Origin of the sequence: Microbacterium wangchenii (genome assembly GCF_004564355.1) — a bacterium.
GTDB lineage: Bacteria > Actinomycetota > Actinomycetes > Actinomycetales > Microbacteriaceae > Microbacterium > Microbacterium wangchenii.
This window is the reverse complement of record NZ_CP038266.1, coordinates 1,869,757-1,895,331: the sequence shown is the minus strand read 5'-3', so window position 1 is coordinate 1,895,331 and position 25,575 is coordinate 1,869,757. Positions and strand designations below refer to the sequence as shown.

At 70.7% G+C, this 25,575-nt stretch carries 21 protein-coding genes; 13 read left to right on the top strand and 8 right to left on the bottom strand.

Annotated features, from left to right (window positions below):
* Positions 1-51: 51 nt before the first annotated feature.
* The gene (locus E4K62_RS09070) at positions 52-1,332 is read left to right on the top strand and encodes a hypothetical protein (protein ID WP_135066490.1); all 1,281 of its coding nucleotides are present in this window, start codon (positions 52-54) and stop codon (positions 1,330-1,332) included.
* Here E4K62_RS09070 and sucB read toward each other — a convergent pair whose 3' ends face one another.
* The 3 genes from sucB to E4K62_RS09055 are packed head-to-tail and all read right to left on the bottom strand — an operon-like array spanning position 1,333 to position 6,047.
* Positions 1,333-3,150: a 2-oxoglutarate dehydrogenase, E2 component, dihydrolipoamide succinyltransferase gene (gene sucB / locus E4K62_RS09065; RefSeq protein WP_135066487.1), complete on the bottom strand. Its 1,818-nt coding sequence runs from the start codon at positions 3,148-3,150 to the stop codon at positions 1,333-1,335. It lies immediately after the preceding gene.
* Positions 3,151-3,207: 57 nt separating this feature from the next.
* Positions 3,208-4,581, bottom strand: coding sequence for a dihydrolipoyl dehydrogenase (lpdA, locus tag E4K62_RS09060; protein WP_135066484.1), 1,374 nt, complete (start codon positions 4,579-4,581; stop codon positions 3,208-3,210).
* A complete protein-coding gene (locus tag E4K62_RS09055; RefSeq protein ID WP_135066481.1) occupies positions 4,578-6,047 on the bottom strand; it encodes a leucyl aminopeptidase in 1,470 nt (489 codons plus the stop codon). Before E4K62_RS09055 ends, lpdA begins: the two co-directional genes overlap by 4 nt.
* An 83-nt stretch (positions 6,048-6,130) precedes the next feature.
* Here E4K62_RS09055 and E4K62_RS09050 point away from each other — a divergent pair, with 83 nt between their 5' ends.
* From E4K62_RS09050 to E4K62_RS09040, 3 genes are all read left to right on the top strand, one after another.
* Positions 6,131-7,066, top strand: coding sequence for a proteasome assembly chaperone family protein (locus E4K62_RS09050; protein ID WP_135066477.1), 936 nt, complete (start codon positions 6,131-6,133; stop codon positions 7,064-7,066).
* A gap of 228 nt (positions 7,067-7,294) precedes the next feature.
* The gene (locus E4K62_RS09045) at positions 7,295-8,629 is read left to right on the top strand and encodes an RNA polymerase sigma factor (RefSeq protein WP_135066474.1); all 1,335 of its coding nucleotides are present in this window, start codon (positions 7,295-7,297) and stop codon (positions 8,627-8,629) included.
* A gap of 12 nt (positions 8,630-8,641) precedes the next feature.
* Positions 8,642-9,340, top strand: a complete 699-nt coding sequence (locus E4K62_RS09040; protein ID WP_135066471.1) for a coenzyme F420-0:L-glutamate ligase — start codon at positions 8,642-8,644, stop codon at positions 9,338-9,340.
* A 403-nt stretch (positions 9,341-9,743) separates the two neighbouring features.
* Here the strand turns inward: E4K62_RS09040 and E4K62_RS09035 are convergent, their stop codons facing one another.
* Positions 9,744-10,766, bottom strand: coding sequence for a sugar-transfer associated ATP-grasp domain-containing protein (locus E4K62_RS09035; protein ID WP_135066468.1), 1,023 nt, complete (start codon positions 10,764-10,766; stop codon positions 9,744-9,746).
* Between the two features lie 46 nt (positions 10,767-10,812).
* On the opposite strand from E4K62_RS09035, the gene E4K62_RS09030 reads away from it, so the two are divergent.
* On the top strand, positions 10,813-11,466 hold the full coding sequence (locus tag E4K62_RS09030; protein WP_240742876.1) for an alanine racemase C-terminal domain-containing protein: 654 nt from the start codon (positions 10,813-10,815) through the stop codon (positions 11,464-11,466).
* Positions 11,463-12,521, top strand: coding sequence for an alanine racemase (locus tag E4K62_RS09025; RefSeq protein ID WP_135066462.1), 1,059 nt, complete (start codon positions 11,463-11,465; stop codon positions 12,519-12,521). The genes E4K62_RS09030 and E4K62_RS09025 overlap by 4 nt, the downstream gene beginning before the upstream one ends.
* Positions 12,522-12,548: 27 nt before the next feature.
* Here the strand turns inward: E4K62_RS09025 and E4K62_RS09020 are convergent, their stop codons facing one another.
* On the bottom strand, positions 12,549-12,773 hold the full coding sequence (locus E4K62_RS09020) for a DUF7455 domain-containing protein (protein WP_135066459.1): 225 nt from the start codon (positions 12,771-12,773) through the stop codon (positions 12,549-12,551).
* 167 nt (positions 12,774-12,940) lie between these two features.
* Here E4K62_RS09020 and E4K62_RS09015 point away from each other — a divergent pair, with 167 nt between their 5' ends.
* Positions 12,941-15,010 (top strand): DNA gyrase/topoisomerase IV subunit B, encoded by a 2,070-nt coding sequence (locus tag E4K62_RS09015; RefSeq protein ID WP_374108099.1) that lies wholly within the window; start codon positions 12,941-12,943, stop codon positions 15,008-15,010.
* A 47-nt stretch (positions 15,011-15,057) separates the two neighbouring features.
* Here the strand turns inward: E4K62_RS09015 and E4K62_RS09010 are convergent, their stop codons facing one another.
* On the bottom strand, positions 15,058-17,514 hold the full coding sequence (locus E4K62_RS09010; protein ID WP_135066456.1) for a DNA gyrase/topoisomerase IV subunit A: 2,457 nt from the start codon (positions 17,512-17,514) through the stop codon (positions 15,058-15,060).
* Positions 17,515-17,599: 85 nt separating this feature from the next.
* On the opposite strand from E4K62_RS09010, the gene E4K62_RS09005 reads away from it, so the two are divergent.
* Positions 17,600-18,727: an alkaline phosphatase family protein gene (locus tag E4K62_RS09005; protein WP_135066453.1), complete on the top strand. Its 1,128-nt coding sequence runs from the start codon at positions 17,600-17,602 to the stop codon at positions 18,725-18,727.
* Positions 18,728-18,731: 4 nt separating this feature from the next.
* Here the strand turns inward: E4K62_RS09005 and sepH are convergent, their stop codons facing one another.
* Positions 18,732-19,754, bottom strand: a complete 1,023-nt coding sequence (gene sepH / locus E4K62_RS09000) for a septation protein SepH (protein ID WP_135066450.1) — start codon at positions 19,752-19,754, stop codon at positions 18,732-18,734.
* Between the two features lie 227 nt (positions 19,755-19,981).
* Between sepH and E4K62_RS08995 the strand changes: the two genes are divergently transcribed.
* Positions 19,982-20,275, top strand: coding sequence for a DUF4193 domain-containing protein (locus E4K62_RS08995; protein ID WP_135066447.1), 294 nt, complete (start codon positions 19,982-19,984; stop codon positions 20,273-20,275).
* Here the strand turns inward: E4K62_RS08995 and E4K62_RS08990 are convergent.
* Positions 20,250-20,735, bottom strand: a complete 486-nt coding sequence (locus tag E4K62_RS08990) for a DUF3093 domain-containing protein (protein ID WP_308195119.1) — start codon at positions 20,733-20,735, stop codon at positions 20,250-20,252. The two genes, E4K62_RS08995 and E4K62_RS08990, sit on opposite strands and share 26 nt — an antisense overlap.
* 18 nt (positions 20,736-20,753) lie before the next feature.
* Between E4K62_RS08990 and dut the strand changes: the two genes are divergently transcribed.
* From dut to E4K62_RS08970, 4 genes are all read left to right on the top strand, one after another.
* Complete coding sequence (gene dut / locus E4K62_RS08985) at positions 20,754-21,209, top strand: dUTP diphosphatase (RefSeq protein WP_135066444.1); 456 nt, start codon at positions 20,754-20,756, stop codon at positions 21,207-21,209.
* Positions 21,206-21,802, top strand: coding sequence for a DUF3710 domain-containing protein (locus E4K62_RS08980; RefSeq protein WP_135066441.1), 597 nt, complete (start codon positions 21,206-21,208; stop codon positions 21,800-21,802). Before dut ends, E4K62_RS08980 begins: the two co-directional genes overlap by 4 nt.
* Positions 21,799-22,569: a DUF3159 domain-containing protein gene (locus E4K62_RS08975; protein WP_135066438.1), complete on the top strand. Its 771-nt coding sequence runs from the start codon at positions 21,799-21,801 to the stop codon at positions 22,567-22,569. The genes E4K62_RS08980 and E4K62_RS08975 overlap by 4 nt, the downstream gene beginning before the upstream one ends.
* A 133-nt stretch (positions 22,570-22,702) precedes the next feature.
* On the top strand, positions 22,703-25,570 hold the full coding sequence (locus E4K62_RS08970; RefSeq protein ID WP_135066435.1) for an aconitate hydratase: 2,868 nt from the start codon (positions 22,703-22,705) through the stop codon (positions 25,568-25,570).
* The last annotated feature ends 5 nt before the right edge of the window (positions 25,571-25,575 follow it).

Sequence of the window (25,575 nt, the reverse complement as noted above, 5' to 3'; positions counted from 1 at the left end):
GGCGGTGCGGGGAACGCGGATGCGGTGGCGCGGCCCGGCGAGGATGGCCCGGTGCCGTCGCAGCCTGACTCCTCCGCGTACACCGCCTTCCCGCTCATGCGGGCCGTCGGTCCGCCGGATGTACCGTTCGACGGCGTCCTGGCCCGCGCGCCGGGCGGGGGCATGGCCTACCTCGTCGACCGCGACCTGTTGCGGGACTGGCCCGCGTGGCGGCTGCCTCCAGACGCACACGTTCTCGCGCCGGCCGACATCGTCCGGCGACGGGACGGTCACGACGTCGTGCTTCCGGTTCTCGCCGATCGGCTCGACCGTCTGTTGTCCCGTCGCGGCGGGTCCTCCGTCCCGCTCGCCGACGGCGAGGCTCTCACCATCGCCGTGAGCGTGCTGCGGGGAATGCAGACCGCGCACGTCGAGGATCTCGACGATGAGACGGCGTCGTGGTGGGTGACGGCGGAGGGGATGCCGGTGCTGGTCTACGCGTCCGGCGACGTCTCCGCCGTCCGGGCGTCTGCGGAGATCGTCGCCACGCTCGCGAAGGAAGCATCCCACGAGGGCTTCGCGGAGGTGCTCGCGCAGCTGGCCGGCGCCGTGACGGAGCCGCGCGCGCTCGTCCGCGACATCGAGCGGTGGGAGGACGCCCTGTTCGGCGGGGCGCAGCCCGAGCCGCTGGCCACGGACATCGTCGGAGCGAGGCGCGGTGGTGTCAGGGCTCAGTCGCCCGACCCGCTCCCCGCGGAGCACGAAGCACCGCGGCGTCCGTGGTGGGGTCTCCTCGCGTTCTCCTCCGATGCCGTGCTCAGCGATGCCGCATCCGACCTGGTGCACCGCACCAGGACGCAGCTGGCGCGTCGCGCCTCCGGACGTGCACGGCCGGCGCTCCTGGCGGCCGGCCTTGCCGTCATCGTCCTCGTGGTGGGTCTCAGCTGGCCCGATGGAGCGGAACCATCCCCTGCGGTGGGTGCGGAGGTTCGCGAGCCGTCTCCCACGCCCTCGGAGAGTGCGGCGGCGGAGATGGGGAAGCCGGGCTCAGAACCCGCGACTGACCTTCAGGCGGAGGATCCTGCGACCGCCCTGCTTCGGGTGCTGGACGCACGCGCCGCATGCGACGATCCGACATGTCGCGGGGCGGCACAGGAGGATGCCGCGCAGTCGCTGCCGGCCGGGGCCGTGGACGCCCCCGCGCGAACGGTGACGCTGCTGGATGACTTCGGCGGCCTCGCAGTGCTGCGGGTGGACGCACCGGACGTGCGTTCCCAGCTCGTCACGATCGTTGCGACACCGGCGGGATGGCGGATCCGCGACGTGTTCGACGTCGCGGATCCGCCAGCCTGATCAGATGCCGAGGTTCGCCTCGAACTGTCCGGCCTCCAGGCGGGACTTGACCGCGGAGAGGAAGCGTGCCGCATCCGCGCCGTCGACGACGCGGTGGTCGTACGACAGGGCGAGGTAGACGTAGGAACGCACCGAGATGGCGTCCTTCCCGTCGACGCTGACCACGCCGGGGCGCTTGACGACGGTGCCGGTGCCGAGGATCGCCGACTGGGGGAGGAACACCAGCGGGGTGTCGAACAGCGCGCCGCGCGATCCCGTGTTCGTGACCGTGAAGGTGCCACCGGCGAGCTCGTCGGGCTTGAGCTTGTTGTTGCGCGTGCGAGCGGCGAGGTCGGCGATCTCGTGCGCGATCTGGGCGAGGTTCTTCCCGCCCGCGTCACGCACGACGGGGGTGAGCAGGCCGCGCTCGGTGTCGACGGCGATCGAGATGTTCTCCGACGGCGGGTAGACGATGCTCTCGCCGTCCACCGTCGAGTTGATCACGGGGTAGGCCTGCAGGGCCTCGGCCGCGGCCAGGACGAAGAACGGCAGGAACGACAGCTTGTCGCCGGTCTTCTCCTGGAACTGCCCCTTCACCCGGTCGCGGTAGTTGGCGAGCTTGGTGACATCCACCTCGACGACGGTGGTGAGCTGCGCCGTCGCCTGCATCGACGCCACCGCGCGCTCGGCGAGGACCTTTCGCAGGCGCGACATCGGCTGCGTCGTGCCGCGCAGGGGAGAGACCTCGAGCGGTTCAGCTGCGGGAGCGGCGGCCGCGGGTGCCTGCTCGGCCGGAGCCTTCGCCGCCGCCTCGGCGGCCTTCAGCACGTCTTCCTTGCGGATACGACCTCCGACGCCCGTGCCGGTGACCTTCGTCAGATCCACACCCTGCTGCTGCGCGAGGCGACGCACCAGGGGCGTGACGTAGGTGATCTCGTCGGCCGACGCGGCGAGCGACTCCGAGGACGCCGACGGGGGCTGGGGAGCGGGCGTGGATGCTCCCGCCTCCGCGGAAGGCTGGGGCGCCGGAGCGGCCTGGGGGGCTTCGGCGGGCTTCTCCGGCTCGCTCTGCTTCGCCGGCTCGGCGGCTGCGGGCTCGGGCTGGGCGGCAGGCTGATCCGCCTCGACGGGCTTCTCTGTCGAGGGCGCCTCGGGGGCGGACTCGGCGGCCGCCGCGGGAGCGGCTCCACTGCCGATGCGGGCGAGCGATGCGCCTACGGCGACGGTCTCGTCCTCCTTGACCAGGATCTCCTGCAGCACACCGGCGACGGGAGACGGGATCTCGGTGTCGACCTTGTCGGTGGAGATCTCCAGGAGCGGCTCGTCGACGGCGACGTCGTCGCCCACCTGCTTGAGCCAGCGCGTGACGGTGCCCTCGGTGACGCTCTCGCCCAGTTCGGGCAGTACCACGTCGCGGCTCTCGCCACCCTCGGCTGCCGGCTGCTCGGCGGGCTGCTCGGCCGGAGCGGCCTCGGCAGCGGCGGGCGCGGGCTGCTCGGCCGGAGCGGCCTCGGCAGCGGCGGGCGCAGCCTCGGCGGCGGGAGTCTCGGCCGGCTGCGCGGGGGCCTCGGCGGCGGGGGCGTCATCGCTGGCAGAGCCTGAGCCGTCGCCGATCTTCGCCAGGATGGCGCCGACCTCGACGGTCTCGTCCTCCTGGACGAGGATCTCCTCGAGCACCCCGCTCACGGGGGACGGGATCTCGGTGTCTACCTTGTCGGTGGAGATCTCCAGCAGGCCCTCGTCCTCCTGGATCGTGTCACCGACCTTCTTGAGCCAGCGGGTGACCGTTCCCTCGGTGACGCTCTCTCCGAGCGCGGGGAGGACGACGGAAGTGCTCATGAGGTTGTCTCCTTCGGAAGCGGATTCATGTCTAGCTTAGTGACGCGCCGAGCACCCTCAGAGCGTGTGCAGCGGAGAACCCGCCAATGCGAGGAACGCCTCGCCCAATGCTTCGCTCTGGGTGGGGTGGGCGTGGACGTAGGGCGCGACGTCTTCGGGGTGGGCCTCCCAGCCGACCACGAGCTGTGCTTCGGTGATCAGTTCGCCCACGCGATCCCCGACCAGGTGCACGCCGACGACGGGGCCGCCCTTGAGCCGGATCACCTTCGCCACACCGGCGGTGCCGAGGATCTCGCTGCGGGCGTTGCCGGCGAGGTTGTACTCGGTCACCTCCAGCGCGTCGGCGCCGTGCTGCTCGGTGGCCTGAGCCTGGGTCCACCCGACCGAGGCCACCTCCGGGTGCGAATAGGTCACGCGCGGGATGTGGTGCTCGGGGATGCGGACGGGGGAGCGGCCGGCCATCTCCTCGGCCACGAACATGCCCTGCTGGAACCCTCGGTGGGCCAGTTGCAGGCCCACCACGACGTCGCCGACCGCCCAGACGTGGGGCATGTCCGTGCGCAGGCGCTCGTCGGTGCGGACGAATCCGCGGTCGAGCACCACGCCGGCTTCTTCCAGCCCGAGGCCGGATGTGGCCGGACCCCGGCCGACGGCGACCAGCAGGTAGTCCGCCTCCACGGCGGTTCCGTCTTCCAGCTGCACGGTGACCGCGTCGGCGCTCTGCGCGACCGACCCGAAGCGGGTGCCCAGCCGCAGGTCGATCCCGCGCTTGCGGAAGGCCCGCTCGAGGCTCTTGCCGGCGGTTTCGTCCTCAGCGGGGACGAGGTGATCCAGCGCCTCGATGATGGTCACTTCCGCGCCGAAGGATCGCCACATGCTGGCGAATTCCGCGCCGATCACGCCGCCGCCCAGCACGGCCACGCGGCTCGGGATCTCGTCCAGCTCGAGCGCCTGCTCGCTGGTCAGGACGCGCCCACCGATCTCCAGGCCCGGCAGCGTCCGGCTGTACGAACCCGTCGCGATCACGACATCCGTACCGCGGTACAGGTCGCCGCCCACCCGGATGGCAGGTCCCGACTCGAGTCGCCCTTCACCGGCGACGACCGTGATCCCGCGTGCGGAGAGCAGCCCCTGCAATCCGCGGTGCTTCTTGGCGACGATGCCCTCGCGGTAGCTGCGGAGGGCGGACGTGTCGATGCCGTCCAGGCTCGCCCGCACGCCGACGGCGGCGGCATCGCGGGCGGTGTCGGCCACTTCGGCGGAGTGCAGCAGCGCCTTGGTGGGGATGCAGCCCCGATGCAGGCACGTGCCGCCGACCTTGTCCTTCTCGATCACGACGACCTTGGCACCGAGCTCGGCCGCGCGCAGGGCGGCGGCGTACCCGCCGCTCCCGCCGCCGAGGACGACGAGGTCGGCGGTGTGCTCGGTCATGAGGCCGCCTCCGCGGAGAGCAGCTCGATGAGGGAGCGTACCGTCGCGCCCGTCACGCCCTTGTCGGTGAATCCGTACGGGGCACCCTTGTTCATGCCGACGCCGGCGATGTCCAGATGCACCCACGGGATGCGCGGCGCGTCCTCCGCGTCGGACGTGCGGCCGACGAAGTGGCGCAGGAACAGGCCGGCGAACAGCGATCCGCCGGCGGGGTCGCCGATCTTGGCGTTCTGCAGATCGGCGATGGGGGAGTCCAGCTCGTCCACCATGTGCTCGGGCAGCGGGAGCTGCCACGCGAGCTCGTCGACGCGGGCGGCGGCGTCGAGGTAACGGGCCACGGCGGCATCCTCACCCATGACGCCGGTGTGGCGGTTGCCCAGGGCCACGGTGATGGCACCGGTGAGGGTCGCCACATCGATCAGCAGGTCCGGATGCTCCCGGCTGGCCGCGGCCAGGCCGTCGGCGAGCACCACCCGGCCCTCGGCGTCGGTGTTCAAGACTTCAACGGTCGTGCCGTCGAACGTGCGCACGACGTCTCCGGGGCGGGTGGCGCGGCCGGAGGGCATGTTGTCGGCGATGCACATCCAGGCGGTGACCCGCACCGGCAGACGCAGCGCTGCCGCGGCGCGCACGACGGCGAGCACGGTGGCCGCCCCGCACATGTCGTACTTCATCCCGACCATCGACGCCGCAGGCTTGAGCGACAGGCCGCCGGTGTCGAACGTGATGCCCTTGCCCACCAGCGCCACCGAGCGCTCCGCCTCGGCGGGGGAGTACTCCAGCCGTACCAGTCGCGGGGGACGGTCCGATCCCTGGCCGACCGCGAGGATGCCGCCGTACCCGCCGTCGCGGAGCGCCTCCTCGTCGAACACGGTGACCTTCACCGGCAACTCGGCGACCGATTCACTCGCTCGGGCGGCCAGATCTGCCGGGCCGAGCCATTCGGCCGGGGTGGTGACGAGGTCTTTCACCAGGGCGACGGCGTCGGCGATGGCAGCGACCGCGGCCACGTCGGCCGGATCGGGCGCGGCCGCAGTGACCACGGTGACCTCCGCCGCGCGTGCGGGCGGCGTCTCTGACTTGTAGCCGGCGAATCGATATCCGCCCAGAGCCGCGCCTTCGGCCAGCGCCCGCCACGACGCATCCGGCGTCGCCGGCGCGCCCACGGCGACGCGCGCGAATCCGGTCAGCTGACGGATGCCGTGGCCCGCTGCCGAACGCAGGGCCGCCGCGGTCGGTGCGGATCCGGCGCCCACCACCGCGAGCGGTGTCGTCTGTCCGGGCAGGGACACCCGCTGGAACGATCCCGCCGCGCCGGTGAAGCCGACGGCGGCCATCGCGTCGGTCAGTCCGGGCCACTCGGCGATCTGCGTGTCGTCCTGAACAGCCGGCAGCACGAGGAGGACGGCGTCTGCGGGAATCTCATGGAGGGGGGCGCTGCTGTGCGCCACGGAGGGGAACGGCATGCGTCCCATCCTAGGTTCGCGTGTTCGCTGTGAGCGGGATGGCGCGATGTGCCTCGTGCTGCGCACGCTCGTAGAGTTGACGTATGCCCTATCCCGCGCCGTTGTACGAACGCGCCGCCTCGGCCCCGCCGGTGCCGTCCGGGCTTCCGCTGGTCATCGCGCTGACCGGTTTCACCGACGCCGGCTCGGCCGTGTCGCGGCTCATCGAGTACTTCCGCGACGATCTCGAACCTGCCCCCGTCTTCGTGTTCTCCAACGACGTGCTGCTGGATTACCGGGCCCGCCGCCCTGTCGTCTCCTTCGAAGAGGATCACCTGAGCGGGTATCGCCCGCCCCGGCTGGAGCTCTCGCTCGCCCACGACGCGCTCGGTCAGCCGTTCGTGCTGCTTGCCGGATACGAACCGGACTTCGCCTGGGACGCGTTCGCCGAAGCGGTCATCGAATTGAGCGCCGCGCTGCAGGTGTCGTCGGTGACGTGGGTCCACGCGATCCCGATGCCCGTGCCACACACCCGCCCGATCGGCACGACCGTCAGCGGCACCCGCGGAGACCTGGTGGAGGCGCACTCGATCTGGCGCCCGCACACGCGCGTCCCCGCCACGGTGGGGCACCTCCTGGAGTACCGGTTCGCCGAGGCCGGCGCGAAGGTCGCCGGGTTCGTGCTGCTCATCCCGCACTACCTCGGCGACACCGAGTATCCCGCCGCCGCGCTGGCCGGCATGGACAGCATCACGGTGGCCACGGGGCTGGTCTTCGACGGAGACGGGGTTCGCGAGGAGAACCGCGAGTATCTGGAGAAGGTCGAGGAGCAGGTCTCGGGCAGCGATGAGCTGACGCGGATGCTCGAGGGCCTGGAGGAGCGCTACGACTCCTACATGGCCGGCTCGACGCACGCCACGCCCATCATCCACACCGGCGACCTGCCGAGCGCTGACGAGCTGGCGGCCGAACTGGAACGGTTCCTGGCGAGCAGGCCCAGCGGCGACGAGGACAGGCGCGGGGGCCCGGGACTGGGCTGAGCGACTTTCTCGGCAGATCCAGGAATATCGGCCGGGCTCTGCCGGTTCTGTCTGGTGTATTCTCCGCGCGTAATGCCGGTCGGAGAAGGTATGAGACAATGAAGGACCTGACCCGTTGTCGGCCGTCGGAGAGAGCCCCCGCTCCCTCCAAGGACTTGACAAGGGTCTTACTAGTGTCCGAGAACGACCGGCGAGCGTGCGACCCACGACCCCGGTGAAAGGCGAAACGTGGCAGGCACGAACACCAAGACCCGCTCCCACAGCGGCGAGGACACCGAACTCGACGCGGTCGACGAGACCACCGCTGCGTCGTCGAAGAAGACGACCACGAAGAAGGCGCCCGCGAAGTCGAAGGCGGCACCCGCCAAGGCGAAGGGCAAGGCCAAGACCAAGGCCGGCGACGACGACGAGGAGATCGAGGACGTCGAACTCGACGCCGACCTCGAGGACGGCGACGAGGCGGCCGGCGACGACGTCGCCGAGGACGCTGCTCCGTCCGCCGCCAAGGCGACCCCCGACGCCTCGGAGGAGGAGGACGAGGAGGAGACCACCAAGCCGGTCTTCACCGAGCCCCTGCCCACGGGCGCGATCGTCATCTCCTCCACCGACGAGGACGACGTCCCCGTCTACTCGGCGCAGATCACCGGCGCCACGGCCGACCCGGTGAAGGACTACCTGAAGCAGATCGGCAAGGTTCCGCTGCTGAACGCGGCCGAAGAGGTCGAGCTCGCGATGCGCATCGAGGCGGGCCTGTTCGCCGAGGAGAAGCTGTCGCACATGTCGGCGGCGGAGAAGACCAGCCAGCTGGGCCTCGACCTGCAGTGGGTGGCCCGTGACGGCCAGCGAGCGAAGTCGCACCTGCTGGGCGCGAACCTCCGTCTGGTGGTCTCCCTGGCCAAGCGCTACACCGGTCGCGGCATGCAGTTCCTGGACCTCATCCAGGAGGGCAACCTCGGCCTCATCCGCGCGGTGGAGAAGTTCGACTACACCAAGGGCTTCAAGTTCTCGACCTACGCGACGTGGTGGATCCGTCAGGCCATCACGCGCGCCATGGCCGACCAGGCCCGCACCATCCGCATCCCGGTGCACATGGTCGAGGTCATCAACAAGCTCGCCCGTGTCCAGCGGCAGATGCTGCAGGACCTGGGCCGCGAGCCCACGCCCGAGGAGCTCAGCCGCGAGCTGGACATGACGCCCGAGAAGGTCGTCGAGGTGCAGAAGTACGGCCGTGAGCCCATCTCGCTGCACACGCCTCTCGGTGAGGACGGCGACAGCGAGTTCGGTGACCTCATCGAAGACACCGAGGCCGTCGTTCCCGCGGATGCCGTGGGCTTCACGATGCTGCAGCGTCAGCTCGAGTCGCTCTTGGACTCGCTGTCCGAGCGCGAGGCAGGCGTGATCCGCATGCGCTTCGGCCTCGGCGACGGCCAGCCCAAGACGCTCGACCAGATCGGCGACACGTTCGGCGTCACACGCGAGCGGATCCGTCAGATCGAGTCCAAGACGATGGCGAAGCTGCGTCACCCCAGCCGTTCGCAGTCGCTGCGGGACTACCTCGAATGAGCGGTCTGATCCGTGAGTGGTGAGGCCAACGCCGGCAAGGCGCTGACCGTCGCCCTCGACGGTGCGTCGTTCGCCCGCATCCCGATCCGCACGCGGGTCGTGATGCCGGGCGACGACCTCGACGCCTTCATCCGCGAGTACGCGTCGGACGTCGTCCAGCCCGGGGACATCCTGTTCGTGACGGAGAAGATCGTCGCGATCACGCAGGGCCGGTCGTACTTGGTGGAGGACATCCACCCTCGACGGCTGGCGCGCTTCCTGTCGCGGTTCGTGGTGCGCACGCCCTACGGCATCGGCCTGGGCATGCCGGAGACGATGGAGATGGCGCTCCGCGAGTGCGGGGTTCCCCGCATCCTCTTCGCCGCCGCCGTCTCGGCCGTCACGAAGGCATTCGGTCGCAAGGGCGATTTCTACCGGATCGCCGGCGACAAGGCTCGCGCGATCGACGGCCCCACGAGCGGCACGATCCCGCCGTACAACAAGGCCGTCGTCCTGGGTCCCGAGCGTCCCCGCCAGGTCGCCGCGCACCTGAAGTCGCTCCTGGGCGGCAGCGCCGAGGTGGCCGTGGTCGACATCAACGACCTGGGTGGCAACATCCTCGGGTCGACCCTGGACAAGGCCGGAGAGCGCCGCCTCCTTGCGATCCTCAAGGACAATCCGCTCGGCCAGGGGCACGAGTCGACGCCGCTCGGCGTCGTCCGCCCCGCCTGACCCTCTCGGCCGCCCGGCCTCGCTCCGCCCCGCCCGAACTCCTCAATCCCGCCGCATCCGCTGCCGTTTCGGCCGGTTTGTGCGGGCGCGGCCGCGTTCTTGAGGAGTTCGGGATACCCGAAGGCGTCCCGGGCGCCGCGGCCGAGCATCGTCGCCGAGAATGTGCGCGCCGTTGGGTCCTGAGTCCCGCGATGCGAGGGTCCGGCGTCGCCGGGCCATCACGCGTCACCTGCCCGCCCGAACTCCTCAATTCCGGCGCATCCGCTGCCGTCTCGGCCGGTTGTGCCGTGCCAGGCCGTGTTCTTGAGGAGTTCGGGATGCCCGAGGGCGTCCCGGACGCCCTCGGCAGGCTCAGGGACGGCCCCGCAGGAGCGGGTCGCTTCCGCGGCTCAGACCGGAGCGGTCAGAACCCGATCGCGGCGCGGTAGCGCGGCTTGTGGCCGGTGCGGATGCCCGTCACCGAAGGCTTGTTCTCGTACACGCCCGCGCCCCAGTTGCCCTCCACGAGCACCGGGCCGGTCGGGGTGACCACGATGTCCCAGCCGACGTACTGCACCTGCGGCACGACCCGGGCGACGCGGTCGACGAATGCCCGCACCTCATCCATCATCGGCAGCTGGAAATCCGCGATGCGGAAGCCCGAGTCGGGATGGTGCTCGTGGACGTGGCCGTGCGAGTCGTAGCCCGCCCCCACGGCATGGCCGTCGTCGTCGAGCATCGTGTAGAAGCCGCCGAAGGTCATCTGGTCGCTCACCGCGCCGCGTCCGAACTTCTGCGCCATCGCCAGGATGTGCGTCGTGGTCCCGTCGAAGAACGCCGTCACGCGTGTGGTGTTGACCGTTCCGGGGCACACCGCGGCGAGGTCCGGATGCTGCTGGATCACCTGTTCGAGCAGCAGCTCACCTCGCTCCCGGAGCCCGGCGTGGAACGTGCTCCAGTCCTCGACCTCGGCGGCGTGGTAGCGGTGCACGCCCGTCCCGGCCTGGCCCACGGGTTCCTTGGTGACGATCGTGCCGTGGCGCTCCGTGAACGCGCGCACGGCGTCGGCATTGTCGTCCTCGACGACCATCCATTCCCGGTGCAGGTGCTCGCTGAACACCCGATCGAAGGCGATCTTGTCTTGGAACAGGTGCCGGTAGTCGGGGTGGTCGTACTTCTGCGAGATCTGGTTCGACACCGGATGCGTCATGTACGTGGCCCGCTCGGCGGGGGTGAGGATCGCGAAGTCGTAGTCGATGTAGTCCTGGAAACCGACGTTGCGGAACCCGGCCTGCCACAGCATGTCCACGACCACCGCCGGCATCCACTTCCCATGCTGCTGCGAGGCCTCACGGGCTCGGTCGAACACGGATCCGACGTCGATGCGGCGTGCGCGGCCGATCAGGTAGCGGACTCGGGGCGCGAGGGCGAAGCCTCTTCCAGGCATGCGGTCTCCGGGGTGGGCGGGAGGGGACCCGGATAGTCTAGGGGGCGTGACTGCGCCGCACCTCGGAACTCCCCGGGCCGTGCCCGGTGGAGCGGCCACGGTGGCGCGGCTGTCCACTGCGGCACTCGAGCACAATGCGCGACCGGCGCTCGAACGGGGGCGGGGAGAGGTGTCTGCGCTCTACGCGGATGCGTGGGGGCACGGCGCCGACTGGGTGGCCGGCGTCCTCGAGCGTCTGGACCTGGACCCCGAGGCGCTCGACGCCGAGACGCTGTTCGGCCTCCCCGCGCCCGACGCCCGGACGCGCCCGGTCCTGACGCTCACGGGGCGCGTGCTGTCGACGAAGGACCTGCGCGCGGGGGAGGGCGTCTCGTACGGCTATGCGCACCGCGCCGACGCCGACACCCGCGTCGCGCTGGTCACCGGCGGCTACGCCCAGGGGATCGTCCGGATGCTGGGAAACCGCGTGGCCGTGCGGATCGGTGCGGCGCTGCATCCGCTCGTGGGGCGCGTGGCGATGGATGTCTGCGTCGTGGATATCACGGAGCATCCGGTCTCCCGCGGCGACGAGGTCGTGTTCTTCGGAGACCCGCGCGATCAGGCGCCGTCGCTGGCGGGATGGGCCGACGCGACGGGGTGGACGGCCGGCGAGCTGATCACCGCGGCCGGCCTCCGCGCCGTACGGGAGGTGCGCGCATGACCGCCCGCCTGATCGTCGACCTCGACGCCTTCGCCGCGAACCTGCGCCTCGTCCGCGAGCGGATCGCGCCGGCGCACCACATGCTCGTGGTGAAGGACGACGCGTACGGTCATGGGCTCCTGCCCATCGTGCGCCGTGCGCACGCGGAAGGCGTGCGCTGGTTCGGCGCGTTCGACACCGGCACCGGGCGGGCCGTCCGCGACGTGCTCGGCCCCGACGCACGGATCTTCGTGTGGATGCTGGAGTCCCAGGCCGACCTGGCCGCGGCGGTGGACGCCGACCTGGACGTCGGCGTTGGCAACGCGCTCCTGCTCGAGGATTTCGCAGCGCTCGGGACGCGCCCCGAAGGCGCCCTGCGCCCACGCGTGCATCTGAAGGTGGACACGGGGCTGCACCGCAACGGGATCCGCCCGGAGGAGTGGCCCGACGCCGTCGCACGGGCCGCCGAACTGGAGCGGGCCGGAGTGCTCGGCGTGGAAGGCGTGTGGAGTCACATCGCCGAGGCGTCGGATGCCGAGGACGACGCCGCCCGTGCGCTGTTCCTGCACGCGCGGGAGACACTCGCGGCCGCGGGGCTGCGGCCGGGCTACGCGCATCTCGCCGCGAGCGCCGCCGGCTTCACGCGGCCGGAGTTCCGCGAAGACCTCGTCCGCATCGGAGCGTTCGCCTACGGGATCGCACCAGCCGGCGGCCCGGATGCCGAGGCTCTGGGCATCGTCCCGATCGCCTCGCTGCGGGCGCATGTGATCGGCACCGACGGCACACACGCACACGTCGGCGTGGGCAGCCTCGACGGCATCCCCTCACCGCTCGGCGGGATGCTCAGCGTGCGCACGCCCGCGGGTGTGCGCCGCGTGGTGACGGTGCGGCCGGACCGGCTGATCGTCGAGGGATGGGACGGGATGACCGCGGGCGACGAGGTGGTCGTGCTCGGCGCGGGCGGACTGCACTCCGCGACGGAGCTGGCCGAGCGGATCGCCACGATCGGGGAGGAGATCGCGGTGCGGATCTCGCCCCGGATCGAGCGGATCTATCCGGGTGCGCCGGTCGGCTGAGCCTGTGCGCCGGTCAGCTGAGGCCGGTCAGGCGCTCGCGGTGAGACGCGCGGTCTCGTCGTGCCACGAGGTGGCCACGTTGCGCAGCTTCTCCTCGTACTTGCGTCCGTGGTGCGCGCAGAACAGCAGTTCGCTGCCGTTCACCTCTGCGGCGATGTATGCCTGAGCCCCGCACGAGTCACACCGGTCGGCCGCGGTGAGACGGTACTCGAGGACGGCGGCGTTGTCGGTCGGTGTCGATAGCGTGTTCATCTCGGTACCCTCCTCCGGTGCTCGCGGTTCTTCGCTCAACTCATACAACCACGCCCTGAGGGCACCGGCGCCCGCCGTGCCCGGCATTTCGCTCACCGCGTACGACGGCCCCCGGGCGCCGTGTGTCTGCAGCCCGGTGGGGGAGGGCGCGGATATCGTGGGAGATTGTGACCGACGAGTATTCCGCCCATCACCTTCAGGTGCTCGAAGGCCTCGAAGCCGTCCGCAAGCGCCCCGGTATGTACATCGGGTCCACCGACTCCCGTGGTCTGATGCACTGCCTGTGGGAGATCATCGACAACTCCGTCGATGAGGCCCTGGGCGGGCACGGCGACCGCATCGACATCATCCTGCACGGCGACGGCAGCGTCGAGGTGCGCGACCGGGCCCGCGGGATCCCCGTCGACATCGAGCCGCGCACGGGTCTGTCGGGTGTCGAGGTGGTCTTCACGAAGCTGCACGCCGGTGGCAAGTTCGGCGGCGGCTCGTACGCCGCTTCCGGCGGTCTGCACGGCGTCGGCGCATCCGTGGTCAATGCCCTCTCCGAGCGCCTCGACGTCGAGGTCGACCGCGGCGGCAAGACGTACGCGATGTCGTTCCACCGGGGCGAGCCGGGCGTGTTCGCCGGCCCCACCCCGGATGCTCCGTTCACGCCGTTCGACAAGAGCAGCGAGCTGCGCGTCGTGGGCAAGGCCCGCAAGGGCGTCACCGGCACCCGCATCCGGTACTGGGCCGACCGTCAGATCTTCACGAAGAACGTCGCCTTCGGCTTCGAGGAGCTCGAGCAGCGCGTGCGCCAGACGGCGTTCCTCGTGCCGGGCCTGGAGATGGTCGTCCGCGAGGAGCGCGGGGCAGAACCCGTGGAGACCGCGTACCGGTTCGACGGCGGCATCTCGGAGTTCGCGGAGTTCCTGGCGCCCGACGCCGGCATCACCGAGACGTGGCGCCTGACCGGGTCGGGGACCTTCACCGAGACCGTCCCGGTGCTCCAGCCGACGGGCGCCATGGTGCCCACGGATGTGGAGCGCGAGTGCGAGGTGGACGTGGCGCTGCGGTGGGGCACCGGCTACGACACCGTGATGCGCTCCTTCGTCAACATCATCGCCACCCCCAAGGGCGGCACGCACCAGCAGGGGTTCGAGCAGGGCCTCATGAAGGTGCTGCGCGGCCAGGTCGAGCAGAACGCCCGCCGCCTGAAGGTGGGCAACGACAAGCTCGAGAAGGACGACATCCTCGCGGGGCTCACGGCCGTGCTGAACGTGCGGCTGCCCGAGCCGCAGTTCGAGGGACAGACCAAGGAGATCCTCGGGACCCCGGCGGTCCGCCAGATCGTGTCGTCGGTGGTCACGAAGCAGCTCGCCGCGCGTTTCGCCTCGACCAAGCGCGACGACAAGGCGCAGACCGCCCTGCTGCTGGACAAGGTCGTCTCGGAGATGAAGTCGCGCATCTCGGCGCGCACGCACAAGGAGACCCAGCGCCGCAAGAACGCCCTGGAGTCCTCCTCGCTGCCAGTGAAGCTCGTGGACTGCCGCTCGAACGACGTCGCCGACTCCGAGCTGTTCATCGTCGAGGGCGATTCCGCGCTGGGCACCGCCAAGCTTGCGCGCTCGAGCGAGTACCAGGCGCTGCTGCCCATCCGCGGGAAGATCCTGAACGTGCAGAAGGCCTCGGTCAGCGACATGCTCTCCAACGCCGAATGCGCCGCGATCATCCAGACCATCGGCGCGGGCTCGGGCCGATCCTTCGAGCTCGACGCGGCCCGATACGGCAAGGTCATCCTGATGAGCGACGCCGACGTGGACGGCGCGCACATCCGCACGCTCCTGCTCACGCTGTTCTTCCGCTACATGCGTCCGCTCGTGGAGGCCGGACGCGTCTTCGCCGCCGTGCCGCCGCTGCACCGCGTGGTCGTGATGAACCCGGGCACCAAGCCCAACGAGACGATCTACACCTACAGCGAGCAGGAGCTGCACGCCCTGCTGACGAAGCTGACGAAGTCGGGCAAGCGCTGGCAGGAACCGGTGCAGCGCTACAAGGGCCTCGGCGAGATGGACGCCGATCAGCTGGCGACCACCACGATGGACCGCGCCGGCCGCACGCTGCGCCGCGTGCGGGTGGAGGACGCGGAGCTTGCCGCGAGCGTCTTCGAACTGCTCATGGGGAACGAGGTCGCCCCGCGCCGCGAGTTCATCGTCGAGGCCAGCGACCGACTCGCGCGCGAACGCATCGACGCCTGACCCTTCGGTCGGCGAGAACCCGTCGGCCGGGCTCTCGCCGACCGACGTCAGCGGACGGTCGTGCCGAGGGCGCCGATCACGCCGTCGAGGGGCGTCCCCGACGCGTCGCGCTTGGCGCCGGAGGGCGGCAGCTGCCGCACGGCGCCGTCGGAGCCCACGGCGCGCGGGTCGGATCCGACCCACGCGAGGGTCAGCACGTCTTCGCCCTTGAGGAATCGCTGCGCGCGCACGCCGCCGGTGCCGCGGCCCTTCGCGGGGTACTCGGTGAACGCCGAGACCTTGGCGCTGCCCGCGTCGGTGCCCGCGATCGCCGACGCCGACCCGGCGACGGTGACCACGACCGCGTCGAAGGCGGATGCTCCCACCGCCGAGAACCCGACCGCCTCCACTCCGTCGGCCAGCCGCATACCGGCCATGCCGCCGGCGGCGCGCCCCTGCGGGCGCACGGACGATGCGTCGAAGCGCAGCAGCTGCGCGTCGGCGGAGATGAAGACGAGCTCGGCACCGTCGGAGGCCGGTGCCGCGCCCACGACACGGTCGCCCTCGCGCAGCGTGATGATCGAGACGTCGTGCTTGTTCGACGGCAGTTCGCTCGCCGACACGCGCTTGACCACGCCCTGGGCAGTGCCGAGGGCGATGGGCGGATCGGCCACGAGCGGCACGATCGCCACCACATGCTCGCCCCCGGTGAGCCCGAGGTACTGGTCCGCCTTCGTGCCGGCGGCCAGCTGCACGGCGTTACCGGGGACGGAGGGCAGGTCGACGGGGGAGAAGCGCACCAGGCGTCCTGCGCTCGTGACGGCGCCCACGTCGCCGCGGGTGGTGGTGTCCACCGCCGAACGGATCGCGTCATGCTTCGACCTGCGTGCCGGCGTCACGATGCCCTCGTTCGGGGCGTCCGGGGACCGCTCGGCCCGCACCATCCGTCCCGTGGCGGAGAGGAAGACGCGGCACGGCGCGTCCGCGATCTGCAGGTCGGCGGCGGCTGCGGCCCGCGACGAGCGCGCGGTCACCGGCCCGCCGTTCAGGAGCATGGTGCGACGCGGCGTGCCGAGGGCTTCGGACGTGGCCTCCAGCTCCCGCGCGACCTGCGCGCGCAGCAGCGCCGGGTCACCCAGCAGCTCCACCAGTGCGTCGATCTCGGCCTTCAGAGTGTCGCGCTCGGCTTCTAGGTCCATGCGGGAGAACTTCGTGAGGCGCCGCAGGCGCAACTCGAGGATGTACTCCGCCTGCAGCTGGCTCAGATCGAACACGTCCATCAGCCGCGCGCGGGCCTGCTCGCTGTCGTCGGAGGTGCGGATCACCTGGATGACCTCGTCGATGTCGAGGATCGCGATCAGGAGCCCCTCGACCAGGTGCAGGCGTTCGCGGCGGCGGGCGAGGCGGTACTCACTGCGCCGCGTGACGACCCGGATGCGGTGATCCAGGTACACCCGCAGCAGGTCGCGCAGGCCGAGGGTCTGCGGCTGACCGTCGACGAGGGCGACGTTGTTGATGCCGAAGGAGTCCTCCATCGGCGTCAGGCGGTAGAGCTGCTCGAGCACCGCATTCGGGTCGAACCCGGTCTTGATGGCGATGACCAGGCGCAGCCCGTTGGTGCGGTCGGTGAGGTCGGTGACGTCGGCGATGCCGGCGAGCTTCTTGCTGGTGACGGCGTCCTTGATCTTCTCGATCACCCGCTCGGGTCCGACCAGGTAGGGGAGCTCCGTGACGACGAGCCCCGTGCGGCGCGGGCCCAGCGACTCCACCGACACCTTCGCGCGCGTGCGGAACGTGCCGCGCCCGTTGGCGTACGCGTCGCGGATGCCGTCGAGTCCGACGATGATCCCGCCGGAGGGGAGGTCGGGCCCGGGGACGAACTCCATGAGCTCTTCGAGGGTGGCCTCCGGATGCTGCAGGAGATGCACGGCCGCCGCGACCACCTCGATGAGGTTGTGCGGTGCCATGTTCGTGGCCATGCCCACGGCGATCCCGGATGCGCCGTTGACGAGCAGGTTCGGGAAGGCCGCCGGAAGCACCTCGGGCTGCTGGAACTGCCCGTCGTAGTTGGGGATGAAGTCGACGACGTCTTCGTCCAGATCGGCGGTGAGCGCGAGCGCGGGCGGGGCGAGACGTGCCTCGGTGTAGCGCGGGGCGGCGGGGCCGTCGTCGAGCGACCCGAAGTTGCCGTGGCCGTCGACCAACGGCACGCGCAGCGAGAACGATTGGGCCAGACGCACGAGGGCGTCGTAGATGGGCGCGTCACCGTGCGGGTGCAGCTTTCCCATCACCTCGCCCACGACGCGGGCGCTCTTGACGTGGCCGCGGTCGGGCCGCAGGCCCATCTCGGCCATCTGGTACAGGATGCGCCGCTGCACGGGTTTGAGGCCGTCGCGCGCGTCGGGCAGGGCTCGGGAGTAGATCACCGAGTACGCGTACTCGAGGAAGGACCCCTGCATCTCGGTGGAGAGATCGACGTCTTCGATGCGTTCTTCGACGGCAGGGGAGGGGCGGGAAGAGGGCATGTCCGTGTGGGCCTCGGGTCGGCGGAGTCGGGCGAGGCGGTTGCGCCTCGACGGGGGGCCGCCCGCCTGTGCGAGACTGGCCCGGATGTCTCTCAGCCTACCGGCGTACCCGCCGCGAGCCCGGAGCCTCACCGGTGTGCTGACCGATGCGCTGGCCGCACTGGGCGGCGCATCCGAGTTCCTGCCACCTGCCCGCAGCGCCATCGTGTTCGTGATCGACGGGCTCGGCGCCGCCAACCTCGCCGGTCGGCGCGGCCACGCGCGTTTCCTGTCGTCGCTGTCTTCGCGCAGCGCCGTCGCGCGGACGGTCTTCCCCTCCACGACGGCGGCCGCTCTCACGAGCCTGCTGACGGGAACGGATCCCGGGCAGCACGGGATCGTGGGCTATCGCGTGCGCGTACCCGGCACCGCCACGGCTCCCAACCAGCTGCGCGGATGGGAGACGGACGGCCTCGATCCCCTCACGTGGCAGCGCTCGACGCCGATCCTCGAGCGTGAGAAGGAGCTGGGACGCCCCACGTTCGTCGTGACGCGTTCGGAGTACCGCGGCACGGGGTTCACCGCGGCGACGATGCGCGGGGCGGACATCTTCGGCGTCGACGACCTGGGCGACCGCGTCGAGACGGCCGCGCGCGTGGCGGCGGAGCATCCCGGCGCCCTGGTGTACCTGTACGCGCCCGACCTCGACAGCGTCGGGCACCGTCACGGGTGGGAGTCGGATCAGTGGTCGTCCGCGCTGGAGCGGGTGGATGCCGCGGCCGCACGCTTCTCGGCGGCCCTCGACCCCGCCGACGGCGCGCTCATCACCGCCGACCACGGCATGGTCGACGTGCCCGCGCACCGCCGGCTGCTCTTCGGCGAGGACTCACCCCTGTGGGACGGCGTCGCCATGGTCGGGGGCGAGCCCCGGATGCTGCACCTGTACGCCGAGCCGGGCCGTGCCGCGGACGTGCACGCGGCGTGGGCGGCGGCGGAATCCAGCAGGGCCTGGGTCCTCACCAGGGCCGAGGCCGTGGAGGCCGGTCTGTTCGGGCGCGTCGACGCCGAGGTCACCGAGCGACTCGGGGACGTGCTGGTGGCCGCACGCGCGGCGGTCGCCTATTACGACGACCGCGAACCCGACAAGGCGTCGCAGCGCATGGTCGGGCAGCACGGGTCGCTCACGGTCGAGGAGCGGATCGTGCCGCTGCTGCGGCTGGGCGCGTTCGCCTGAGCGGTCAGCTCTCGTCGCCGCGCGCTCCGAAGACGATCTCGTCCCATGACGGCATCGACGTGCGGCCCCGGCGGCGGCCGCCCGAATCGGACGAGGGTGCCGGGGTGGCGGATGCCTCCGTGTCGGGAGAGGAACCCGATCCGTCGTAGCCCGGCTCCAGCGCATCGAACAGTGCCACGGGCGCCGACGTCCGCTGCGGCTCGGTCTCGGTGCCCGGCAGGGGTTCACGCTGTCCGCGTCGGCGACGGAGCGCCTCGAGCAGATCGGCGGTCTCGGTCGAGGTGACCGAGGCATCCGGCGCGCGACGGGCGGCGTCCTGCGTCGCATGAGGCGGCGCAGCAGCCTCCGGCACCGGCTCGGTGTCGTGCTGCTCGATGCGGCGGGGCCCGAACGCCCCGCTGTCGAAGCGGGTGTCATCCTTGGCCAGGGGCACGTCCAGCGCCCGCAGGCGGGGGATGAGCCCCTCGGGCAGGGAACCCTGACGCGAGAGCTGGATCGCGTCGGCGTTCTGCGGCGAGAGCGTGCTGCGGCGGGGGTCGAAACCCCAGCGCGCGTCGTGGTCGATGGCGTTCGCGGTGAACTCGAGCTTGACCACCCAGCCGGTCGATTCCTTCCAGCTGGTCCACCGCTCGCCCGTGGCGTGAGCCTCGGCGAGCTTGGCGCGGACGGCCGCACCGAAGGTGACGTGCTCGTGTTCGAGCTCGCCCCCCAGGAGCACGGGGACGGCGAGGGCCTGACCGACGACGTGCTCGCGCTCGGCGAGCACCGGCCGCTCGAACTTCACGACGTCCTCCAGGCGTGCGCCCATGAGGGCGGCGACCTCGGGGGCCGACATGCCGGCGCGGATGTGCGCCTGCACCTCGCGGGGACTGGGGCGTGGGCCTCGGTCCTCTGCCGTGCGTTCGCGCCGCGCTCGGCGCATCTCGCCGCGCAGCACCTCGTCGACGGCGAGAGTGAACCTCTCACCGGACTCCGTCGCCAGGACCAGGAAATTCTCCTCGGTGCCGATGACTTTGAGCTGTTCCATGCGAAACACCCCTTCGATCTGCGGTCAGCGCCCATGCTGACACAGCCATCGCCCGAGGCCGGGAATATCGCGGGCGCGCCGCGCGTTTTGCCGGTGTTCCCTTGATGACGACGATGCCGTCACGGCTGTGCGCATTTGCGAAACGACGGGCCGTCATGCAAACTATGGCCGCCCGATCGGGCACGGCACCCCCCTGTTCCACCCCCTGAAAGAAGAGACGTTCACGCATGGCGACCGATTACGACGCACCCCGCAAGACCGAGGACGACAGCGAGTCGATCGAGGCCCTGAAGGAGCGCGTCCCGGACAAGACCTCCGGCGCGATCGACGTCGAGGATGCCGACAACCCCTCGGGCTTCGAACTGCCCGGGGCCGACCTCTCCGACGTCGAGCTCGACGTCGTCGTCCTCCCGCCGCAGGAGGACGAGTTCACCTGCTCCAACTGCTTCCTCGTGAAGCACCGCTCGCAGCTCGACCACGACGGCGGCTCCGGCCCTATCTGCCGGGAGTGCGCGGCCTGACCTGAGCGCGGCGGATCGCCGCAGACAACCGCTCCGGCGTGCGCGTGGAGATCACCCACGCCGGAGTGGGGTCGTCCGGGTCGGTCACGGGCACCGTGACCACCCCATCGATCCCGCCCCGAAGCAGCATCCACGACCTCCGGTCGATCAGAGCCCCCCGCGCCTGCCGCGCCTCCTCGCCCGTCGCCGGGACCGGCTCGCCCAGCAGGTCCGCGTCGATGCGGGCGGGCCCGGCGTGCAGCACGCCCTCCCGCACCTCGACGACCGGCGACAGGGCGATCAGGCCCACGACGATGCCGATCCCCACGATCGCCCCCACGATCAGCGCGACCGTGCGATCCACCGGGGTCAGCACGAGAGCGGCCATCGGACCGCACACGGCCGCCGCGACGAGAACCCACAGGGAGGGGCTCAGCCGCTCGCGATAAGTGATTGCACCGCGGATGCTGCACCTTCCCATCTGCATTACCCTCATGGGGTGACCGATACCGTCGACGTCCCCATTATCGCCGCCGCGGCTCCCGTGTACGCGCACCCCGGTGACGCCGGCGCCGACCTCACCGCGGCCGAGGCCGTGCGGCTGGAGCCGGGGGAGCGCGCCCTCGTGGGCACCGGCGTCCGCATCGCCCTTCCGGACGGCCACGTCGCATTCGTCGTGCCGCGCAGCGGCCTGGCCGCCAAGCACGGCATCACCATCGTCAACGCACCCGGCACGGTCGACGCCGGCTACCGCGGCGAGATCAAGGTCTCCCTCCTCAACACCGACGCACGCGAGGCGTTCGACGTAGCGGTGGGGGATCGGATCGCCCAGCTCATCGTGATGCCGGTTCCACCGGTGCGCTTCCTACCCGTCGACACGCTGCCCGACAGCTCGCGCGGCGAAGGCGGCTTCGGGTCCACCGGCTACTCGAGCACCCAAGGGGTCCGCGCATGACCGATCTGTCCCCCGAGGCCCCCGTCGGCAAGGAAGCCCCTGCCGACCGCGACAGCGCCGGCCCGTTCGACGAGTCCGAAGCCAACCCGGTCCGGCCCTACATCGACCTCGGTGGCATCAAGGTGCTGCCGCGCGAAGGATTGAACCTCCGCCTCGAAGTCGAGGAGCAGACCAAGCGCATCGTGGCGGTGGGCCTGGACTACGCCGACTCGACGCTGCAGGTGCAGCCGTTCGCAGCCCCGCGCACCGCCGGCCTGTGGACCGAGACGCGTGAGCAGATCCGCCAGCAGGTCCGCCAGCAGGGCGGCCGCGTCGAAGAGCGCGAGGGACCGCTGGGGCCCGAGCTCCTCGCGGAGGTCCCCGTCGTCGCGGGCGCCGACGGCACCGGCAAGCGCCTGGCCCGTTTCGTCGGTGTGGACGGTCCGCGGTGGTTCCTGCGCGGCGTGATCGGCGGAGCCGCCACGAGCGACACGGATGCCGCGGCGAAGGTCGAGGACCTGTTCCGCTCGATCGTCGTGGTGCGCGGGAGCGCCCCCATGCCGCCGCGCGATCTGATCCCGCTGAAGATGCCCGCCGTGCCGGGTTCGGCGTGACCGACTCCGAGCGGCCGCACGGGCGCGCAGACAGCGGCGCCGGCGCATCCACGCCCGACATCCCGCCCCCCGCCTCCGAGGCGCTGCGTACGGCGCTCGGTCAGGCGGCGGCCCGGGCAGCGGGCCTGAATGCCGAGGGCGCGGAGTCCACGGGCGCCGCCGTGTGGACCGCGATGGGCGGATGGCGCGGCATCCTCGAATCCGTCCTGCCCAGCCTCGCGTTCGTCGTGCTGTTCACGCTGACCTACGACGATCGCGCGGGGCAGGGGAACCTCTGGCTGAGCCTCGGCGTCTCGGTCGGGATCGCCGTGGTGTTCAGCGTCATCCGGCTCGCGCAGCGGTCGCCCGCCAGCGCAGCTCTGGGCGGCCTCGTCGCCACGGCCGCCGCGGCGGGGCTCGCCCTTCTGACCGGACGCGGTCAGGACAACTTCGTCTTCGGCTTCATCACCAACGGCGCCTACGGCACCGCCTTCCTCGTCTCCGCCCTCATCGGGTGGCCGCTGATCGGACTGGCCGTCGGCTTCCTCATGAACGAGGGCACGCGCTGGCGGGGCGAGCCGCGCAAACGCCGCGTGTTCTTCTGGCTGTCGGTGGCGTGGGCGGCGCTGTTCTTCGCGCGCCTGGCGGTGCAGCTCCCGCTCTACTTCGCCGGCGACGTCACCGCGCTGGGAACCCTGAAGATCATCATGGGCCTACCGCTGTTCGCGCCGCTCGTGGCGGTCACGTGGCTTGCCGTCCGGACGCTCTACCCGCCGCGGCAAACCTGATACATTTATCTTGACATCGAGATAAATTCTCTCGTCTTCCCGGTTAGGACAGCCTTCCTAGCCGCCGCGACATGCGGCGGGGAAGATGAAGAGGGCGGGTTCGCCCCCGCATCCGCCGACGAAGGAGACGAACGTGTCCACGGTTGACAGCTTCGGTGCGAAAAGCACCCTGACGGTCGGCAGCACCGACTACGAGATCTTCCGCATCGACACCGTCGAGGGCTACGAGAAGCTCCCGTTCAGCCTCAAGGTGCTGCTGGAGAACCTGCTCCGCACCGAAGACGGCGCGAACGTGACGGCGGAGCAGATCCGGGCACTGGGATCGTGGGATGCCGCGGCAGAACCCGACACCGAGATCCAGTTCTCGCCGGCCCGCGTGGTCATGCAGGACTTCACCGGCGTGCCGTGCATCGTCGACCTCGCCACGATGCGTGAGGCCGTCGCGGCGCTGGGTGGAGACCCCTCGCGCATCAACCCCCTCTCGCCCGCCGAGATGGTCATCGACCACTCGGTGATCGCCGACCTGTTCGGCACCCCCAACGCCCTCGAGCGCAACGTCGAGATCGAGTACGAGCGCAACGGAGAGCGGTACCAGTTCCTCCGCTGGGGCCAGACGGCGTTCGACGACTTCAAGGTCGTCCCGCCCGGCACCGGCATCGTGCACCAGGTGAACATCGAGCACCTCGCCAAGGTCGTCTACGACCGCACCGTCGACGGCGTCCTGCGCGCCTACCCCGACACGTGCGTGGGCACCGACTCGCACACCACGATGGTCAACGGCCTGGGCGTGCTGGGCTGGGGCGTCGGCGGCATCGAGGCCGAGGCCGCGATGCTCGGCCAGCCCGTGTCGATGCTGATCCCGCGGGTCGTCGGGTTCAAGCTCACCGGCGCGATCCCCATGGGCGTCACCGCCACCGACGTCGTCCTCACGATCACCGACATGCTCCGCAAGCACGGCGTGGTGGGCAAGTTCGTGGAGTTCTACGGCGAGGGCGTCGCATCCGTCCCGCTGGCCAACCGCGCCACGATCGGCAACATGAGCCCGGAGTTCGGCTCCACCGCGGCGATGTTCCCCGTCGACGACGTGACCCTCGACTACCTGCGCCTGACCGGCCGCAGCGAGGAGCAGGTCGCCCTCGTCGAGGCATACGCCAAGGAGCAGCACCTGTGGCACGACCCGGCCGTCGAGCCGGTGTTCAGCGAGTACATGGAGCTGGACCTGTCCACGGTCGTCCCCTCCATCGCTGGCCCCAAGCGCCCGCAGGATCGCATCGAGCTGTCCCGCTCCAAGGAGCAGTTCGAGCACGATCTGCTCGACTACGCCGAGCCCGGCGCGCACACGCCGGTGGATGCGGCGGTGGAAGGAACCTTCCCGGCCTCGGACCCCATCGGCTTCACACCGCAGGACGAGACCAGCCAGGGCGAGCCGCCCTCGGAGGTCAGCCATCAGCACGAGCACGACGCCCAGTCGCTCAGCCACGCACCCTCCACGGTCTCGAAGCCGACGAAGGTGACACTGGAGGGCGGGGAGTCCTTCATGCTCGACCACGGCGCCGTCACGATCGCGGCGATCACCTCGTGCACCAACACCTCCAACCCCTCGGTCATGCTCGCCGCGGGCCTGCTGGCTCGCAACGCGGTCAAGAAGGGCCTGAAGGCCAAGCCGTGGGTGAAGACCACCCTCGCGCCCGGATCGAAGGTCGTCACCGACTACTACGAGAAGGCCGGCCTCACGCAGGACCTCGAAGACCTCGGGTTCTACACCGTCGGATACGGCTGCACGACCTGCATCGGCAACTCGGGACCGCTCATCGAAGAGGTCTCGACCGCGATCAACGAGAACGACCTCGCGGTCACCGCGGTGCTCTCGGGCAACCGCAACTTCGAGGGACGCATCAACCCCGACGTGAAGATGAACTACCTCGCGTCGCCACCCCTGGTGATCGCGTACTCCCTCGCCGGCTCGATGAACTTCGACTTCGAGACCGATCCGCTGGGCAAGGACACCGAGGGCAACGACGTCTTCCTCAAGGACATCTGGCCCGACGCCGCCGAGGTGCAGGCGACGATCGACTCGTCGATCAACGAGGACATGTTCACGCGTCAGTACGCGACGGTCTTCGAGGGTGACGAGCGCTGGCAGAACCTGCCCACGCCCACCGGTGACGTGTTCGAGTGGGACGAGGCATCCACCTACGTGCGCAAGCCCCCGTACTTCGAGGGCATGACGATGGAGCTCACCCCCGTGCGCGACATCACCGGCGCGCGCGTCATGGCGGCTCTGGGTGACTCGGTCACGACCGACCACATCAGCCCGGCCGGCAACATCAAGGTCGACAGCCCCGCGGGCCGTTACCTGGCCGAGCACGGCGTGGACCGCAAGGACTTCAACTCCTACGGATCGCGCCGAGGCAACCACGAGGTGATGATCCGCGGCACCTTCGCGAACATCCGCCTCAAGAACGAGCTGGTGCGCGCGGTCAACGACGGCGCCATCGTGGAGGGCGGCTACACGCGCGACTTCACCCAGCCCGGCGGCCCGCAGTCGTTCATCTACGACGCCTGCCAGAACTACGCCGCGCAGGGCACGCCCCTCGTGGTGTTCGGCGGCAAGGAGTACGGCTCCGGCTCGTCGCGCGACTGGGCGGCCAAGGGCACGAGCCTCCTGGGCGTGAAGGCGGTCATCACCGAGAGCTTCGAGCGCATCCACCGCTCCAACCTCATCGGTATGGGCGTCGTCCCGCTGCAGTTCCCGGCCGGCGAGAGCTGGTCGTCGCTGGGCCTGGACGGCACCGAGATCGTCTCCATCCAGGGCCTCGAGCAGCTGAACGAGGGCGTCACGCCCAAGACGGTGCGCGTCACGGCCGAGCCGAGCGAGTTCTCGCCCGAGGGCAAGGAGACGGTCGAGTTCGACGCGATCGTCCGCATCGACACGCCCGGTGAAGCGGACTACTACCGCAACGGCGGCATCCTGCAGTACGTGCTGCGCTCACTGGTCTGAGTCCC

What these genes read in the sequence shown, in the direction of transcription:
- E4K62_RS09005 (WP_135066453.1), top strand. Translation starts at nt 17,600, where the DNA reads ATGTCTCTCAGCCTACCGGCGTACCCGCCGCGAGCCCGGAGCCTCACC.
- E4K62_RS09010 (WP_135066456.1), bottom strand. Translation starts at nt 17,514, where the DNA reads ATGCCCTCTTCCCGCCCCTCCCCTGCCGTCGAAGAACGCATCGAAGAC.
- E4K62_RS08995 (WP_135066447.1), top strand. Translation starts at nt 19,982, where the DNA reads ATGGCGACCGATTACGACGCACCCCGCAAGACCGAGGACGACAGCGAG.
- sepH (WP_135066450.1), bottom strand. Translation starts at nt 19,754, where the DNA reads ATGGAACAGCTCAAAGTCATCGGCACCGAGGAGAATTTCCTGGTCCTG.
- E4K62_RS09025 (WP_135066462.1), top strand. Translation starts at nt 11,463, where the DNA reads ATGACCGCCCGCCTGATCGTCGACCTCGACGCCTTCGCCGCGAACCTG.
- E4K62_RS09020 (WP_135066459.1), bottom strand. Translation starts at nt 12,773, where the DNA reads ATGAACACGCTATCGACACCGACCGACAACGCCGCCGTCCTCGAGTAC.
- E4K62_RS08990 (WP_308195119.1), bottom strand. Translation starts at nt 20,735, where the DNA reads ATGGGAAGGTGCAGCATCCGCGGTGCAATCACTTATCGCGAGCGGCTG.
- sucB (WP_135066487.1), bottom strand. Translation starts at nt 3,150, where the DNA reads ATGAGCACTTCCGTCGTCCTCCCCGCGCTCGGAGAGAGCGTCACCGAG.
- E4K62_RS09055 (WP_135066481.1), bottom strand. Translation starts at nt 6,047, where the DNA reads ATGCCGTTCCCCTCCGTGGCGCACAGCAGCGCCCCCCTCCATGAGATT.
- E4K62_RS08980 (WP_135066441.1), top strand. Translation starts at nt 21,206, where the DNA reads ATGACCGATCTGTCCCCCGAGGCCCCCGTCGGCAAGGAAGCCCCTGCC.
- lpdA (WP_135066484.1), bottom strand. Translation starts at nt 4,581, where the DNA reads ATGACCGAGCACACCGCCGACCTCGTCGTCCTCGGCGGCGGGAGCGGC.
- E4K62_RS09035 (WP_135066468.1), bottom strand. Translation starts at nt 10,766, where the DNA reads ATGCCTGGAAGAGGCTTCGCCCTCGCGCCCCGAGTCCGCTACCTGATC.
- E4K62_RS09050 (WP_135066477.1), top strand. Translation starts at nt 6,131, where the DNA reads ATGCCCTATCCCGCGCCGTTGTACGAACGCGCCGCCTCGGCCCCGCCG.